Genomic DNA, 17670 nt, shown 5'->3' with positions numbered 1-17670 from the left:
TTTACTCTTTTCATTTTTTAAATCATTTAACATTAATTGAACAAAATACACGATTTTTAAGAATATTTAAAGTGTTAAAGATTTGACCAGTTACAATAATTTCATCATTTTTGTTTAATAAAATACAGCGTCTATAAAGTTTTGGGTTATTAAAAATTAAAGTAACATAATTTAATCCATTTCATTGACCATGAACACTATAATATAATTCCTTATTACCTTTTTCGTAATATTTTGCTTCAATAGTGTTACTCAGTTTTACTTTTAATTTGACATAATTTTCTTTATCTTTCATTTTTAGAATTCCTTAAATAATTATCAAAAATCAATATTTTCTTATGATTTTTTAAATAATATTGAATATGCTTATAAGCATCTTGTTCATGTTTTGTTAATTTTATATTTCCTTTATAATTTGTTATTTTATTTTTATTTTTTGGGTGGTTTTCTAGATAATCTCAGTTAAAAACATCTTGAACTAATACCATTAATGCACCAATAATTTTAGGTGTTGCTAATGGATTAGTTAATAATTGTTTTGAACTTAAAAAGAAATTTTCTACAATAACTTATATTTTTTTATCAATAAATTTTTCTTTAATTAATTGCAATTTTTCTTTATACATATTTTTAGTTCATAAAACAGTTAATGTATTAAATGTTTCATTAAAAACAATATTATTAGTTTCACTTGAATATATAACCATTCCATTATTACCAATTCCAGCAGGGTCAATTCCAATAATTAAGTCATATTGCATTAATTAAGTTAAGCTCTAATAACCGTTTTAATAATTTCTAAATCACAATTACATCAACAATATTTATATTCTTCAATAAATTCTTTATGACCACAAACTAAATTATCTTTTTTTAAATCATCAATCAGTTTAATTAGCCCTATTTTAAATTCAATATCATCACTGTCTGGTATGCAAATCGTTCCTCTTTTAGTTAAATATTCTTTATCCATATTTATACCTCCTACTTAACTTAATATTTAAAATACAGTCATAACAAATTGCTTTACTATTTTTATCTCTTAAAAAATATTTTCTTGTTTTTATATCATTAGTATTAAAGAATAAATAATCTAATTTATTTTGTTTACATGTTCAACAAAAATACTTTTTCATTATGAGTTGAAATTTCCTTATAAGAAGTAACTATATAATTAATTGGTAAATCATCATGTTTATATGGATTATTTATTTTAAAACATTTTCTGTTTTCTTCTCACGTAATGTTATATTTAAAACAAGGATTAGTAATTTTAGTTTTGTTATCTGTTATTTCACCCATAAATCAACTATTATGCTGTTCATAAAATTTTAATGGTTCAAGTTTTATATCATTAAGATAATATTCTTTTGGAGCAGTTGGTTTATTAACAGTTATTTTTTGGTTTTTAATATATGGTTCTAATAATTTTATTAATTCATTACCACTTAATTCTTTTTTAATATTTTCTAAATTAAAAACTCAATATGTATATTTATCATCAGCAATAAAACTATTATTTTTAACCATTCATTTTGGACATTGTAATTTATATTCACCATAATCAATAATAATAGATTGTGGTTTATCTTTAACAATTTGTTCTTTTTTAAATTCTATTTGCATAATAATCCTTTCCTAATATGTTCTGTTGCTTCTAGCATAAAGAACATATATTTTGATTTTTAGATTATTAATAATACTACTATTAGTTTTATTAATTTCAGAAATTCTGGGCTCAAAAATAAATTGTGAAATTTTAAAAAGAAATCGAGGCATTCGATTCAATATTTATTTAATTTGTGTTAAACAAATTAATACTTTAATTGAACCGGCACCGCTCAATTTTTTTTACAAGTTTGAAATTTATTTTCTCGCTCAAAAAATTTTTCAAAAAAAAATAAAAAATAAAACCAACACTTGCTCACTGGGGGGTGGCAAGGTTGGTTAAATAAAGAATAGAATTAATACAATAGGTCCCTAAAACAGGTCTATATATACTAGTTTCCAATTCGCTCCCACCCCAAGAATTACCATTAAATGGTTAGTATATTTTATTAGGTATCACTCCACTTTTTATTTATCCATGCAAGTCCACATGTTCTAGCTACTATTTTTAACAACTGTGTTGTAGTTCACTTTTTTAGTTCCCTAACACGTGTTGATAATAGCGTTAAAGAGGTTTATTAAAAATTTTAAAATTTTACAATTACAAAAAAAAGACAAGATTATTTCTTGTCTTTTTCCTTAATAATAACTTTGAGAATAATTTTTATTTTATTTAAATATATATTTTTTAAAATACGTCGAATATAAATTTAAGGGTAAAAGAGAATTTAATTTATCTATCATCATTTTTAAATGGTAATATTCAAAAGAATTTATTTATCTAGTAATTAATCTTCCTACTTTTTTGGGAACCTCCCTTGATTTTTCCATTTCTTGTATTATCATAAAAAATAAAATAGTTGATAAACTAAGACTAGTTAATAATATTCCGGTGGAACTAATTATAGTTCCAGTTATGAATTCTTTAAAATATTTACTGTTATTATTTTGAATAGGCATGTTTAGTTAACTCCTTGTTTTTTATGCATAAAAATTATTTATTTTTAATTATTTACTTTAAAATAAAGAAAATTTAATTTTATAATTTGATTATATTATAATTCAAATTATAAATAAAATTTGACAGTAAAATATATGTTAAATTTTTTTATAAAATTTAAGGAATAAAAGTATCTATTTTTCAAAAAATAATATGATATAATATGTGGGTGAAGGATATAGCGGAAAAGGTCTTTCATGTACTTATTTTCTAAGTTTGGTCAAAGATAGTGTGGAAATATATATTATTATAGTAATGTAGAGTTTATTAACTTTTATCTTTTAAAGATAAAAAAATATTAATTTTAAAAAAGAGTATTTAAATCAAATGTAGTCTAAAAGCAAAGAGGGGTATTGTCATGATTAAAATATATGTTTCGCCAAGTTGTTTGTCTTCAAAAAAAGTTATTCAATTTTTTGATAAACATAAAATTCCATATATTAAACGTAATATTATCCATAATCCATTGACCGATACTGAAATTAAATTATTATTAAGATTTGTACCAAATGGTGTTGGTGATATTATTTCAACAAGAGCAAAGTTTATTAAAACACATGCTATTAATATTGAAAAGTTAACAATGTTACAAGTTTTTGATTTAATTAAAACTTCACCAACTGTTTTAAAACGTCCAATTATTGTTCAAGAAAATAAACAACGTATTCAAATTGGTTATAATGAAGATGAGATTGAATTATTTTTACGTGGTTCTATTGAAAACGAATTTGAAGATTCTTGTGAAATATTTTAATTGAAATATGATTGGAATACATGATGAAAAATTATAAATTTACAATTATTGCTAATAAATATGAGAATTCTCAATCATTAGCTAAGGAATTAAGGGCCAAGTTATTGGCCCTTAAAGCACTTGAAGATACTTCTTTTCCAGATATTGTTTTTATTATTGGTGGTGATGGAACATTTTTAAAAGCTGTTCATGATTATAATAATATACTCAATACTGTTAAGTTTGTTAGTTTTAAATGTGGTAATCTTGGTTTTTATGAAAACTTTTTAAACACAGAAGTTGACAAAGTATTAATGTGAATTGATAAAAATGATAATAATTTAATAGTAAATAAATTTTCATTATTAGAAGTAAATATTAATAATAAGATTTTATATGCTATTAATGAAGTTAAATTTGTTAATTTAACAACAACTCTTTCATGTCAAGTGTTAATTAATAATCAATTATTTGAAAACTTTCGTGGTTCTGGTTTAGTTATTGCAACAAGAACTGGTTCGACGGGTTTAATGAAATCACTTGGTGGTGCTGTTTTAATTTCAAATCATAACTTAATGCAATTTCATGAAATTGCTCCAGTAGCTAATAATAGTTATCGCAGTTTAAATTCACCACTAATTTTGGATGAAAATCATGAAATTACTTTGAAAAATATTCAAAAAGATAGTAAATTGAGCGATTTTGGAAAATTAATTGTTGATACTTTTGATTTTAATGATAAACTAAATGATAAGGTAACAATTAAATTATCAAAATTAACGTTACAAGTTTTAGAATATCGACTTAATCATTATTCTTTACTTGCTAAAGTAAAAAAAGCTTTTATTCAAGAAGATTAAGAAAATATTTAAAAATATATTAATTAAGGAAGGTAATCATGCCAATTTGACAAATAGTATTATTAGTTATTGCATTGTTATTTGCTGTGGCTAGTATTGGGATTTGAATATGAAATGTTAGTACAGCTAAAAAATTACGCAATCAACAAGAAAGTAGTTTAAAACCCATTAATAAACCACAAAAATTCCCATTTAAATTACAAAATTTTATTGTTGATTTAGGAGGAATTGATAATATTAAAGGGACAACAGCAACAGCAAATAAAATTAAGGTAGAGATTATTGATCATTCAAAAATTAATTTTAATAATCTTAAAAAAATTAAAAATCGTGGTATTTTAGACCAAGACGATAGTGTTAGTTTAGTCCTAGGAACTTATTGTAATAATTTAAGTATTGCTATTAATGATCTTATTAAATTAAATAATGAGAAATAAGTTATTTTTTGTAATATCCATAAATACCATTAATTAAAACATAAGTGTTAGTATAGCCCAATTCTCTGAGTGTTAGTGCAGCAGCAGTTGAACGATTTCCTGCATTACAAATAGTTATAATCACTTGATTTTTGTTTTCAATATATTTACTAGGATTTTTAATCAAATCATAGTAAGGAATATTAACAATATTAAGTTCACCATTATCATTTGTTATTTTTTTTAAAATTTGATATTCAGCAACATCACGAACATCAATAATTAAAGCTTTATTTTTAATTTTATCAAAGTCTTTATTTGAAATTGAAATTTCATTTTGTATTTTATATTTAAACATAAGTTATGACCTCCTAAAATAAAATTGTTCTATAACTTATTTTAACATTTTATTATGCTATAATGCTCATAGTTGCGACAAAAAATGGAAGTTAAGGAGTAAAATAATGTTAAAAGAAAAATTCCTTTTTAAAGAAGGAAAATATGAATTAATTGTTGAATTAGGTACAATGGCTAATTTAGCAGAAAAATCAGTAAAAATTACTTATGGAAATACAGTTGTATTAACAACTGTATCTTATAATGAAGTTATTAATAATCAAGATTTTTTTCCATTACAAATAGTTTTTCAAGAAAAGTTATATTCAGTTGGTAAGATTCCGGGTGGTTTTTTAAAGCGTGAAGGTCGACCTAGTGAATATGCAACACTATGTGCTAGATTAATTGATCGTTCAATTCGTCCATTATTTCCAAAAGGTTTTGTTAATGAAGTGCAAGTTGTAAATAATGTTTTTGCGTTAGATGATGCTTGTGATGTTAGAGTAAATGCAGCTTTTGGGACTTCACTTGCTTTAGGATTAAGTAGTTTGCCATTTCAGGGTCCTAGTGCTACTGTTGTTGTTGGTAAAATAAATGATGAACTTGTCCTTAATCCAACACAAGAGCAATTATTAAATTCAAAAATGGAATTAATTGTTGGTGGAACAAAAGATGCCATCAATATGGTTGAAGCAGGATGTCATGATATTTTAGAAAAAGATATGATTAAAGCATTAAAATTTGCACATGAACATATTATTAAATTAATAATTTTTCAAGAAAGTATCATTGAAAAATTAAAACCAAATAAATTTGAGCCACAGTTAGCATTAATTCCTGTTAATATTGAACAATTTGTAGAAACAAATTGTCAATCACAAATTAGTAAAATTAGTACTACTGTTGATAAAAAAAGTCGAAGCAACTTGATTAAAAATTTAGTTGAAGAAACATTTCAAAGTTTTAAAAATGAATTTAATCAAGAAGTTTTAAATATTGGTGAAGAAACAACTATTCATAATTTATGCAAAAGTATTGATCAATTATTACAAAAAGCAATGCGTACTATGATTTTAAAAAATAATGTACGAGTTGATGGACGAAAAGCTGATGATATTAGAAAATTAACAAGTATGATTGATGTTTTACCTATTGTTCATGGTAGTGCAATGTTTACTCGTGGTGAAACACAAGTTTTATCAGTTTTAACGTTGGGTGCACTTGCTGAACATCAAATTATTGATGGATTAGGTAAAGAAGAGTATAAACGTTTTATTCATCATTATAATTTTTCTCCATTTTCTGTTGGTGAAACCGGAAGAATGGGTGTTCCTTCACGACGTGAGATTGGTCATGGCGCCCTTGGTGAAAAAGCATTATTACAAATTATTCCTCTTGAAAAAGATTTCCCTTATACAATTAGATTAGTATCAGAAGTATTAGCATCAAATGGTTCAACTTCACAAGCAGCAATTTGTGCTTCATCAATGGCATTAATGGCTGGTGGTGTACCAATTAGAGCTGCAATTGCTGGTATTGCCATGGGTTTAATTAAAGAAGAAAAAGATTTTACAATTTTAACTGACATTCAAGGATTAGAAGATCACTTAGGTGATATGGATTTTAAAGTGGCAGGAACAGCCAATGGTATTTGTGCTTTACAAATGGATATTAAAATTACTGGTATTGATTTTAATATTATTACACAAGCTTTGGAAAAAGCCAGAGTTGCGAGATTACAAGTATTAGCAAACATGAATGAAGTAATTAAAAAGCCTAGAACTACATTGGCACCTAATGCTCCAAAAATTATTCAAAAGTTAATTCCAATTGATAAAATTCGTGATATTATTGGTGTTGGTGGGAAAGTTATTAATAAAATTATTACCGACTGTGATAATGTTAAAATTGATATTGAAGATGATGGACGATTGATGATTTATCATAATGAACAATCAGCCATTGATAAAGCTTGACAAATTATTGAAAGTATTGTTAATCCTGTTCAAATTAAAATCGGTTCTGAATTTGATAGTAAAGTTGTAAAAATTGTTAATTTTGGTGTTTTTGTTAATTTACAAGATAAGATTGATGGTTTAATTCATATTTCAGAATTTTCAAAAAAATTTAATAAACGTATTGATAATTTAAATAATGTCGTTAAAATTAATGATATAATTAAAGTTCGAGTAATTAAAGTTGAAGATAATAGTAAGCTTAGTTTAGAAATTATTGATAAATAATTTGAAACTATTTTTAATGAAAATTAATTACAGTTTTATTATTAAATTAGTGTTAAAATACTAATAACATAATATAGCAGCATCTTGGGAATTTAAGTTAAAATTTTAATTTTTATGTTCTTCTAAGATATTAAATTTTATAAAATAAAAATAAAGAAAGTTGAAAACTGGTGAAAACATGGCAAAGATAAAAGTATTTGCTCTGGGTGGATTAGATGAACGTGGTAAAAACTTATATGTTGTTGAAGTAAATGATAAGATATTTGTATTTGATGCCGGCATTAGACTCCCAGAAAGAGAAATTTTAGGAATTGATATTATTATTCCAGATTATACATATTTAAAAGAAAATAAACATCGTATTCAAGGTATATTTATTTCAAAACCATCTGATGATGCTTTTGGAGCACTACCTTATATTTTAAAAGATTTTAATAAAATAAAACCCGAGTATAAAGTTCCAATCTTTACTAGTAAATTAACTGATTTTATGATTAAGCAGAAATTAGAACGTTTTCGTTTTATTAATCAAAATGAAATTATAATTAAAACTATTGAGCCTGAACAAAAAGTATCGTTTGGTAATGTTGTTGTTAAAACATTTAAAACAACTACTTCAATTCCAGGTAGTTTAGGTTTTGTTTTAACTGTAAATAATGGTGAAAATATTAAATTAAATGAAACAATTGTTTATACGGGTGATTATATTTTTGATGGTGAACATCGTAGTGATTTTACTACTGATATTCAACATTTAGCTAGTGTTTCTAAAAATGATGTTTTATTATTAATTAGTGAAGCAACATGTGCCAATAGAAAAGCTTTTACAGCTCCTAAGCATAAAATTCAAACTATTATTGAACCAGTATTAAAAGAAGCACCAGGAAGGGTTATTCTTGCATGTTATGATCAAGATTTATATCGTGTTAGTGAAATTCTTAATGCTATTAAAGAAACTGACTCTAAACGTAAAATTGCAGTTTATGGTGCAACTTTATATGATATTTTATTAAAAGTTAATGATTTAAACGCTTTCAATATTGATAAATCACAAATTATTAATTTAGCACAAACAATTGGTACTAAAGATACAGTAATTATTGTTACTGGTAGTGGTGAACGTTTATTTACTAGAATGAATAAAATTGCTATTGGTAATGATGATTATTTAAAACTTGAATCGCAAGATACAATAATTTTAGCAACTCCACCAATTCCAGGAAATGAATTGGCTCATGCAGCCTTATTAGATGACTTAGCACGTACTGATGTTAAAGTTATTAATATATCAGAAAAACAAGCTTGAAGTTTAAATGCTTCTTATGAAGATATTAAGTTAATGGTTAATATTATTGAACCAAAATATTTTTTACCAGTTAAAGGTTTATATAAAGATTTTGTAGCAGCACAAGCAGCAGCCATTGATGCTGGTGTGTTACATAACAATGCTTTAATTCATGATAATGGTGAAGTTATTACTTTTGAAAATGGTAAATTAATTGATAATTTTGTTAAACAGTATGTTGCACGTCCTTCTCGTTTTAATGATAAAAATGCTACTAATAAAACAACAGATAACTTAATAAAAACTGGTGATGTATATGTAGATGGTATTGGTGTTGGTGATATTGGTTCAATTGTTATTAGTGAAAGAAAACAATTACAACGTGATGGTATTTTAATTACAGGAGTGACAATAAATTGTAAAACTAAGGAAATTGTTTCTTTAATTGATGCACAAATGCGTGGTGTTGTTTATTTAACTAATAATGAAGAAATGTTGAAAAAATTGCAAAACATTATTATTAATGTTATTGAAAAATATAAAACTAATACTGCTTTTAGTCTTAGTGAAGTTAAGACTAAAATGAAAAATGATTTACAAGATTATATTAAAAAAGAAACTGGTAAGTTACCTATGATTTTAACAGTTGTTAATGAAATTTAAGGTTAATGATAATATCATTAACCTTAAATTATATAATTTTTTCATATTTAAACTAATTTTAAAATTTATATAATGTTTACTAAATTAGAACCAGTTTAGAAAAATACTAAAGACTATTGAAAATCAATTTAAAATAATTTATAGTGCATTTAGTAAAAAAACATGAAAATTATTGCTGGAAAATTTGAAAGTAATAAAAAAATTTCTTCAACTTGTATATTAGTTTCGGTTGAAGAAATTTTTTATTTTATTAATTAAAAATCCAATAACTTTGTAAACTACATTATATAAATTAATAGAAAAATTTAAAATTTAAAAATTTCATGGATTATAATGTCCTTTACCTTTTATTTTTGCTGCATTTTCTGCTTCTGCACGTTCTCTTTTTTGCCTTTCATCTTCTTCAGCTGCTCTGGCACGTTCTCTTAATTCTTTAGTTCTATCTTCTTTTAATTTTTCTTGAAAAATTTTTTCTCGTTTTGCTTCTCTTTCTATTCTTTGTTTTTCCATATATTCATTTGCTTCTTTTACAGGTTGGCTTTCTTCTTCGGCTTTTCTATTTTTTTCTTCTCTTTCTCTTTTTTCTTTTTGTTTTTGTTTTTCTTCTCTTTCGGCTTTTAATCTAGCTTGGTCTCTTTCAATTTTTCGTAGTTGTTCTGCTTGTTTTTCGGCTTCTCTTTGTCTTTCTTTTTTTTCTTGTTCTTCTTTTTGTCTTTTTCTTTCTTCTCTTTCGGCTTTTAATTTAGTTTGGTCTCTTTCAATTTTTCGTAGTTGTTCTGCTTGTTTTTCGGCTTCTTTTTGTCTTTCTTGTTCTTTTTTTTATTTTTATTAAAACCTCACATTGTTTATGTCCGCTTTAAAATTAGAAAATAAAAACCCATTTTACTTTAAATGAAGCAACGGGTAAAACTTATATTAAGTTTACAATGATTATATAATATTATATAAATTAATTGTTAAATAAATATAAATAAGAAAAATGATTTATTTTAAATTTTTAAAATCTAGAAAATAATGAATATGAAATTTAAATAATACATTTTTTATGATAAAAGTATTAAAAAAATATTATTGTTCTTTTGCAATAATAAATCAAAAATCGATTATAGAAAGATATTACATATATCAATTATGTTATACTATTTTTATAAGTTATTTTGTGGAGACTGTTAAGAGGTGATATTCTTATGATTAAAAATGGCATTAAAATATCAAAATCTCAATCTCGTGGTGATGAAGTTGGGTTACTTTTTTTCTTATTAGTAATCTTCTTTTTCCTAATAGTTAGTTTAACTAGATTTTCAATAATTGGTAAAGTACTTGATGATTTTCTTTTTTCTTTTTTATTTGGATGAGTGAAATATGCTGTTTATTTCTTTCTTTTTTTAATGATTATTCCTTTAGCTTTTGGTTATAGCATGCAATTTAAATTGAAGTATATTTTTGTTACTTTTTTATTTTTAGTGATTAGTTGTTGGACAACACAAACTTTAACTTTAATAATTTTAGGAAAGAATAATTTATGAACTAGTTATTATAATTTAAACCTATTAAATATTAGTGAAATATACGTTAAAACATGATGAAATACAAATGCTATAAATAATTATCTAGGTTTTTTTGCTTCACCAATTTCTTTTAAAGACTTTAGTGTTGAAACCTTTTTTCCAGCATATGCTACTGGTGGCATTATTAGTAATGTTTTAATAGGTATTTTTAATTATGGTTTTTTTGTTACTAATTTAATTGCAAACTTTATTAGTATTTTTTCTTTAACTTGTTTATTTATTTTTAATAAACCTTTTATTTTCTTTAGCAAAATGAAACAAATTATTAAACAAATTATTAAACAAATTATTATTAATAATAAAAATAAAAAGCAAAAAAATAAAATAAATGCTGATTTAAAACAAAAACATATTAAGTTAAAAAAAGAAAAATTATTAATTGATAAACAAGTTAAAAAATCTTTTAGAAAAGAAAATAATTTTAATAAGGAATCAAAGAAGGAACCACCTATATCACCAGTAAAAAAAGTAGAAATAAAACAAAATGAAATAAAACAAAATGAAATAAAACAAAATGATAATAGTGACATTATCAATAAATCTTCTTCACCTATTGTTTATTTTAATGAAAATAGTTATTTAACTCCTTTTGGTAAAATTGACCCTGAAAAACAAAAAGATGTAATGAGTAATAGCAAAGGTACTCTGGTAGTTAAAAAAAGTTTAGAAGATAGTATTTTAAATCGTGAAATTATTAATGATAACGATACTATTATTAATAACGAATCATAAGTAATTAATAATGAATAAAATTAAGAGTTTACTTTAGGATAAAACATTATATTAATGTTAAAATCAAAGTATCTTTTAATTTGTTAATAAATTTAGGTGAACTAATGGCAGAAAAATCTTTACTACAAATGAAAATTAAACTTTTACCTAATATTGCTGGATGCTATTTATTTAAAGATATACATAATAATTTAATTTATGTTGGTAAAGCTAATTCATTAAAAAAACGAGTAACTTCATATTTAAATAAAGCCAGTAATTTTAAAACAATGTTATTAGTTAATGATATTCATGATGTTGAATACATTACGACATCTAATGAAAAAGAGGCTTTAATTTTAGAACAAACATTGATTAAAAAACATCATCCTAAATATAATATTTTGTTAACAGATGATAAAAAATATCCTTATATTCAAATCACTAATAATCGTGATCCACAATATCGTTATGTACGTAGTGCTACTAAAAAAGAGGGACATTATTATGGACCATTTCCCGATGGTACTGGTGCGCGTGAAATTTTAAAGTTATTGGAACGAATTTTTCCATTACGAAAATGTGCTGGTAATCTTGGTAAACCTTGTTTATATTATCATTTACAGCAATGTTCTGGCGCTTGTTTTAAATCAGTACCTATTACTTATTATGAAGATATGATTAGTAAAATTGATCAATTTTTCAAAGGGAATGTTACTGCTGTTAAAAAAATATTAATTAATAATATGAATATTAGTGTTGAAAACTTACAATTTGAAAATGCTAATCGTATTAAAATTTTGTTATCAAAAATAGATCTATTTTTATCACAACAAGTTGTTGAGTTTCAAGATTATGGAAATCGCGATTTTATTAATTTTTTAATTGAAGATGAAATGGTTGTTTTAATTACTTTATTTTATCGTAATGGTAAATTGCAAGCTAAAGATGAACAAATAGTTCAAAATAATTACTTAGAAATTCAAGATTTAATTCGTAATTATTGTCAACAACTATATAGTAAAAATACATTGCCAAATGAAATATATTTACCATCAAATATTGATTTAAAACAATTAAAATTATTATTTCCACAAATAAAATTTATTAATCCAATTAAAGGAACAAAAGAACATATTTTAACATTGGCAAAAACCAATGCCATTTATGCATGAAATAATTATTTACAGACTAATCAGTTTAATGCGCCGTTAAATATGATGAAAGTATTATCACAATGATTAAAAATTCCTAATTTAAATCATTTAGAGGTTTTTGATGTTTCTAATCTTCAACAAAGTGCTAGTGTTGGTGGTATGATTGTTTATAAGAATGGTAATCCTAGTTTTAATGATTATCGCAAATTTTTATTAGTTCCAAAAATTGTTGATGATTATCATCGTTTTTGTGAAATGATTTATCGTAGATATCATCACTTAGTTATTAATAAATTGCCACTTCCTGATTTAATTATTGTTGATGGTGGAAAACCACAAATTAGTGCTACATTAGAACAACTAACATTATTAAACTTAACAATTCCTATTATTGGATTAGTTAAAAATAAAAAACATCAAACTGATAAAATTATAAATGATAAAATGCAAATTATTAATATTCCTAAGACTGATGCTTGTTTTTTATTTTTGAGTAAATTACAAGATCAAGTTCATAATTATGCAATTAAATATCATAAAGCAAAGCGAAGTCAATCAATGATAAGTAGTGTTTTATCATCAGTACCAGGAATTGGTTTACAATTACAAAATAAAATATTACAGCAATTTCCAACTTGACAATTATTGCAAAATGCTACAAAAACAGAACTTTCATCATTAGTTAAATCAAAAGTAATTTTAGAAAAACTATGAAAAGAATTACATAGTTTTGAATAATATGTTATTAAGAAATAAATAATAACGTAAATAAGATATTTATCTAAGTTACTAATGTAAAAATATCAAAAGTTAGATAAAAAATATCTTAATGTTTTAAGATATTGAAAATTTTAACGTATTGCTTTCGTTTGTGAAAGAATTTTGCATTTGTAAATCGATACTACTAATATGTTCTCAACTCTCAATACTATTTTTATCTTTTGGCATATAATAGTCAATAATTTTTTTCTATTTTCACTAGCATTTTTATTAATTTCTTTTTTTCAATTGGATTTCAATTTGGAGATGAAGGAATTAATTGTTTTATAAATACTTTATTTTTATAAGTTAATTGATGTTCTTTTTTAATAGTCAAAGTATTTTTTGGTTGTAATAACATACAAGCGTGATTTCATGCTGAATTTCCTGAGTTATTTTGATAATCAATATCAACTGGTCATTCATTTATTAAATAAGTTACTAATTTTTGTCAATCATTTAATACTGCTATATGTAATAATGAATAATTTTCTTTTCCAAACTTTAGAATATTAATAAAATCTTTTTTTAGAGAATGATTATTAAGTTCTGAATTAATATTTTTAAGTTTTTGATTTAAATTATGTTTATAGTTATCAATGATTTCAATAATTTCTTCTTGATTATTTTTTCAAATTTCATTATCATTTTGATTATCTTTTATTTTATTAGTTTTTTTTAGTTGTTCATTTAAAACATTATTAATGTTTAGTATCATTTCTTTAGCATTTATTAAATTTTCTGCCTTTAGTTGATTTATTTGATTTATTTGTTCGATTATTCTTGCTATTTTTATATGGTTATTTTTATTGGCCATCATTAAAGCTGTATTACCATTTTGATTTGCATAATTAAGATTAGCGTTATTTTCTATTAAACTATTAACAATTTTTAAAAAACCATTTTTAGCAGCTAAGATTAAAGCGGTATCACCAACTTGATTTGTATGATTAACATTGGCGCCATTTTTTATTAAAGCATTAGTAATTTCTAAAAAACCATTTTTAGCAGCTATCATTAAAGGACTGTAACCAGATTGATCTGAATAATTAACATTAACATTTTTTGCTAGTAAAGTGTTAACTATTTCCAAATAACCTTTTCAAGTACTTCATATTAAAGCTGTATCACCTTTTTCATTTACATAATTAATATTGGTATTATGTATTATTAAACTATTAACTATATTTAGATAACCATTTCGCGCGCTTCATATTAAAGCATTATTATTTATTTGATTTGTATGATCGGTATTAGCATTATGCGCTATTATAACATTAGTTATATCTAAATATCCGTTTGTAGCGGCTCACTTGAAAGCAGTGTAACCTTCTATATTTTCATGATTAATATTAATATTATGTTGCATTATTAAGCTATTAACAATATTTAAGTGTCCGTTTCTGGCGGCTCATATTAAAGCTGTATCACCATAACGATTTTCATGATTAATATTAGCAAAATTATCGATTAAGAGATTAATGATTTCATGGTGTCCGTTTCTGGCAGCTAAGATTAAAGCGGTTTCATCATTATCTTCATTTATATGATTAACATTGGCATTATGTGTTATTAATACATTAACGATATTTAAGTGTCCGTTTTTAGCAGTTAGTGTTAAAGCAGTATTATTAAAATTATTAGGATGATCAATATTAATATTATGTTGCATTATTAAGATATTAACGATATTTAAGTGTCCGTTTTTAGCAGCTAAGATTAAAGCAGTTTCATTACCATTATTTTCATGATTAATATTAGCGTTATTTTCTATTAGTGTATTAACTATTTCAATATGATTATTTTCAGCAGCTAATAATAAAGCAGTATTACCAAATATATTAGCATGATTAATATTAGCATCATTTTCTAGTAAAGTTTTAACGATATTTAAGTGTCCATTTCAGGCGGCTAGTGTTAAAGCACTAAAATTATTTATAGTTAAATAATTAACATCAGCACAATTATTTATCAGTAAAATATTAATTGTATCTAAATCGCCATTTCAAGCACTATTTATTAATTTTTCATTTAAATCGTCATTCATTTTTTTACTCCTTTAACAATAAAAAACCCATTTATTTTGTAAACATTAAAATAAGTAAGCGATAAAATTCTATAATCTTTATAAGATTATTATATTTATTTTTTTTATGATTCAAATATTAACTTTTAATTAATTTAAAAGTTAATAGTTTTTTTATATTTATTTTTATAGCTGTTTTATTAATAATTAAAAATTATTAGTTAAATATTTATTTTAAATGTATTATCTTAAATTTTGTATAGAAACCTTTAACTTTAAATTATAAAATTGATTTAGTTCTTTTATTGACATTATCTTTAAATAAATATATGATAAAATGAAAATGAAGTAAATTGTAGTAAGGAGTTTTTTTTCATGGCAAATAAACCAAAAAACAGTGTTTATAATGAATCATCAATTCAAATTTTAGAAGGTCTAGAAGCAGTTAGAAAAAGACCTGGAATGTATATTGGTTCTACTGATAATCGTGGTCTTCATCATCTAGTTTGAGAAATTGTTGATAATGGTATTGATGAAGCATTAGCTGGTTTTTGTACTAGTATTGTTGTTACTATTAATGTTGATAAGTCAGTTACTGTTGAAGACAATGGTCGTGGTGTTCCAACTGGTATGCATGCTTCAAAAAAAAGTACTCCCGAAGTTATTTATACGGTTTTACATGCTGGTGGAAAATTTGACACTAATAGTTATAAAACCTCGGGTGGTTTACATGGCGTTGGTGCTTCAGTAGTAAATGCTTTAAGTAATTGAATGATTGTTACTATTCATCGTGATAAAAAAATTCATGAAATTAAATTTAAAAATGGTGGTAAGATTGATCAAAGTTTAAAAATGATTGGTAACACTTATAAAACAGGAACTAGGGTACAATTTTTACCTGATTTTCATCGTGTTTTTCTAGGTTGTGATTGAAATGTTCATTTATTTGAACAACATTTACGTGAAAGTGCTTTTTTAATTAATGATTTAAGTATTCAATTAATTGATAAGAGGACAGGTACTGAAGAAACTTTTCATTATGAAAATGGCTTAGTTGCTTTTATGCAATATTTAAATAAAGATAAAAAAAATTTATCACCAATTGTTAGTTTAAAAGGTAAACAAAATAATATTGACGTTGAAATTGTATTACAATATACGGAAGATTATAGCGAAACGTTAGTAGGGTTTGCCAATAACGTTAAAACTGTTGATGGTGGAAGTCATTTAGTTGGTTTTAAAAGTGGTTTAACAAAAGCTATTAATGAATATGCAAGAAAACAAGAATTATTAAAAGCAAAAGATAAAAATTTAGAAGGTAATGATTTGCGAGAAGGTTTGGTTGCTATTGTTTCGTTGCGTATTCCTGAAAATTTAATTCAATACGAAGGTCAAACAAAAGGTAAATTAGGAACGCCCGAAGCAAGAATTGTTGTTGATAATATTGTTAATGAAAGATTTTCATTTTGACTTCACGAAAATAGTGATGCTGCTAAAAAAATTATTGATAAAGCCATTAAGGCTCGTGATATTCGTAATGCTTTAAGAAAAGAACGTGAATCATTGCGTAATAAAAGTAAAGATACGCAAAAATTTTTAGTAGGTAAATTGGTGCCTGCACAAAGTAAAAATCCTAATATTAATGAATTATTTTTAGTGGAAGGAGATTCCGCTGGTGGCAGTGCCAAGTCAGGTCGTGATCGTAAGTTCCAAGCGATATTACCGTTAAAAGGAAAAGTAATTAATGCCGAAAAAACTAAAGTAATTGATCTTTTTAATAATGAGGAAATTAGTATGATTATTAATGCGATTGGTGCTGGTGTTGGTAACGAATTTAGTATTGAAAATTGTAATTATAATAAAGTCATTATTATGACTGATGCCGATACTGATGGTGCCCATATTCAAATTTTATTACTAACTTTTTTCTATCGTTATATGCGAGATTTAATTACTTCGGGTAATATTTATATTGCATTACCGCCTTTATTTAAAATTTCTTTTAAAGAAGAAGAGCAAGAGAAACATGTATATGTTTGAAATGAGTTAGAATTAAAAGATAAAGTTGAAACAATTAAAGGTAAATATGACCTGCAACGTTATAAAGGTTTAGGAGAAATGAATGCTGAACAATTATGAGAAACAACTATGGACCCAAACGTCCGTCAATTAATTAAAATTACTATTGAGGATGCTCTATCAGCAGAAACAGAAATTCAAATATTAATGGGTGATAAACCAGAAAAAAGACGAAAATGAATTGAAGAAAATATTTCTTTTGAAGCTAGTGATTATTAAGAAAAAA

At 24.2% G+C, this 17670-nt stretch carries 18 protein-coding genes; 8 read left to right on the top strand and 10 right to left on the bottom strand.

Annotated features, from left to right (window positions below):
• Position 1 precedes the first annotated feature (1 nt).
• The 7 genes from AACK81_RS06270 to AACK81_RS06240 form a co-directional block, all read right to left on the bottom strand.
• Positions 2–295 carry a hypothetical protein gene (locus AACK81_RS06270; protein ID WP_338960712.1) on the bottom strand — a complete coding sequence of 98 codons (294 nt, stop codon included), beginning with the start codon at positions 293–295 and terminating at the stop codon, positions 2–4.
• Entirely contained in the window at positions 285–488 is a 204-nt protein-coding gene (locus tag AACK81_RS06265; RefSeq protein ID WP_338960710.1) for a hypothetical protein, read from the bottom strand. Before AACK81_RS06265 ends, AACK81_RS06270 begins: the two co-directional genes overlap by 11 nt.
• 81 nt (positions 489–569) lie before the next feature.
• Entirely contained in the window at positions 570–761 is a 192-nt protein-coding gene (locus AACK81_RS06260; protein WP_338960708.1) for a hypothetical protein, read from the bottom strand.
• Positions 762–769: 8 nt separating this feature from the next.
• Complete coding sequence (locus AACK81_RS06255) at positions 770–973, bottom strand: hypothetical protein (protein WP_338960705.1); 204 nt, start codon at positions 971–973, stop codon at positions 770–772.
• On the bottom strand, positions 966–1136 hold the full coding sequence (locus AACK81_RS06250) for a hypothetical protein (RefSeq protein ID WP_338960703.1): 171 nt from the start codon (positions 1134–1136) through the stop codon (positions 966–968). The genes AACK81_RS06255 and AACK81_RS06250 overlap by 8 nt, the downstream gene beginning before the upstream one ends.
• Entirely contained in the window at positions 1108–1626 is a 519-nt protein-coding gene (locus tag AACK81_RS06245; RefSeq protein WP_338960700.1) for a hypothetical protein, read from the bottom strand. The genes AACK81_RS06250 and AACK81_RS06245 overlap by 29 nt, the downstream gene beginning before the upstream one ends.
• 759 nt (positions 1627–2385) lie before the next feature.
• Positions 2386–2568, bottom strand: a complete 183-nt coding sequence (locus AACK81_RS06240) for a hypothetical protein (RefSeq protein WP_338960698.1) — start codon at positions 2566–2568, stop codon at positions 2386–2388.
• A gap of 398 nt (positions 2569–2966) precedes the next feature.
• On the opposite strand from AACK81_RS06240, the gene AACK81_RS06235 reads away from it, so the two are divergent.
• Genes AACK81_RS06235 through AACK81_RS06225 form a run of 3 tightly spaced genes read left to right on the top strand, consistent with a single transcriptional unit; the run spans position 2967 to position 4638 of the window.
• A complete protein-coding gene (locus tag AACK81_RS06235) occupies positions 2967–3362 on the top strand; it encodes a Spx/MgsR family RNA polymerase-binding regulatory protein (RefSeq protein ID WP_174481244.1) in 396 nt (131 codons plus the stop codon).
• 23 nt (positions 3363–3385) lie between these two features.
• On the top strand, positions 3386–4201 hold the full coding sequence (locus AACK81_RS06230; protein ID WP_338960695.1) for an NAD(+)/NADH kinase: 816 nt from the start codon (positions 3386–3388) through the stop codon (positions 4199–4201).
• A 38-nt stretch (positions 4202–4239) separates the two neighbouring features.
• The gene (locus tag AACK81_RS06225; RefSeq protein ID WP_281749171.1) at positions 4240–4638 is read left to right on the top strand and encodes a hypothetical protein; all 399 of its coding nucleotides are present in this window, start codon (positions 4240–4242) and stop codon (positions 4636–4638) included.
• Position 4639: 1 nt separating this feature from the next.
• Here the strand turns inward: AACK81_RS06225 and AACK81_RS06220 are convergent, their stop codons facing one another.
• Entirely contained in the window at positions 4640–4975 is a 336-nt protein-coding gene (locus AACK81_RS06220; RefSeq protein WP_338960691.1) for a rhodanese-like domain-containing protein, read from the bottom strand.
• 106 nt (positions 4976–5081) lie between these two features.
• Between AACK81_RS06220 and AACK81_RS06215 the strand changes: the two genes are divergently transcribed.
• Both AACK81_RS06215 and AACK81_RS06210 read left to right on the top strand, forming a co-directional pair.
• The gene (locus tag AACK81_RS06215) at positions 5082–7196 is read left to right on the top strand and encodes a polyribonucleotide nucleotidyltransferase (protein WP_338960688.1); all 2115 of its coding nucleotides are present in this window, start codon (positions 5082–5084) and stop codon (positions 7194–7196) included.
• Positions 7197–7374: 178 nt separating this feature from the next.
• Complete coding sequence (locus tag AACK81_RS06210; RefSeq protein ID WP_338960685.1) at positions 7375–9144, top strand: ribonuclease J; 1770 nt, start codon at positions 7375–7377, stop codon at positions 9142–9144.
• A 312-nt stretch (positions 9145–9456) separates the two neighbouring features.
• Here AACK81_RS06210 and AACK81_RS06205 read toward each other — a convergent pair whose 3' ends face one another.
• On the bottom strand, positions 9457–9654 hold the full coding sequence (locus tag AACK81_RS06205) for a hypothetical protein (RefSeq protein WP_338960682.1): 198 nt from the start codon (positions 9652–9654) through the stop codon (positions 9457–9459).
• Between the two features lie 677 nt (positions 9655–10331).
• On the opposite strand from AACK81_RS06205, the gene AACK81_RS06200 reads away from it, so the two are divergent.
• Positions 10332–11444, top strand: coding sequence for a hypothetical protein (locus AACK81_RS06200; protein WP_338960679.1), 1113 nt, complete (start codon positions 10332–10334; stop codon positions 11442–11444).
• A gap of 104 nt (positions 11445–11548) precedes the next feature.
• Positions 11549–13318: an excinuclease ABC subunit UvrC gene (gene uvrC / locus AACK81_RS06195; protein ID WP_338960678.1), complete on the top strand. Its 1770-nt coding sequence runs from the start codon at positions 11549–11551 to the stop codon at positions 13316–13318.
• A 196-nt stretch (positions 13319–13514) separates the two neighbouring features.
• Here the strand turns inward: uvrC and AACK81_RS06190 are convergent, their stop codons facing one another.
• Positions 13515–15386, bottom strand: a complete 1872-nt coding sequence (locus AACK81_RS06190) for an ankyrin repeat domain-containing protein (protein ID WP_338960675.1) — start codon at positions 15384–15386, stop codon at positions 13515–13517.
• Between the two features lie 354 nt (positions 15387–15740).
• On the opposite strand from AACK81_RS06190, the gene parE reads away from it, so the two are divergent.
• Positions 15741–17663: a DNA topoisomerase IV subunit B gene (parE, locus tag AACK81_RS06185; RefSeq protein WP_338960672.1), complete on the top strand. Its 1923-nt coding sequence runs from the start codon at positions 15741–15743 to the stop codon at positions 17661–17663.
• The last annotated feature ends 7 nt before the right edge of the window (positions 17664–17670 follow it).

The sequence above is a fragment of the Spiroplasma endosymbiont of Lasioglossum villosulum genome, assembly GCF_964020195.1.
Taxonomy (GTDB): domain Bacteria; phylum Bacillota_I; class Bacilli_A; order Mycoplasmatales; family VBWQ01; genus Spiroplasma_E; species Spiroplasma_E ixodetis_A.
The sequence above is the reverse complement of the archived record's forward strand: the minus strand, read 5'-3'. Positions and strand labels throughout refer to the sequence as shown.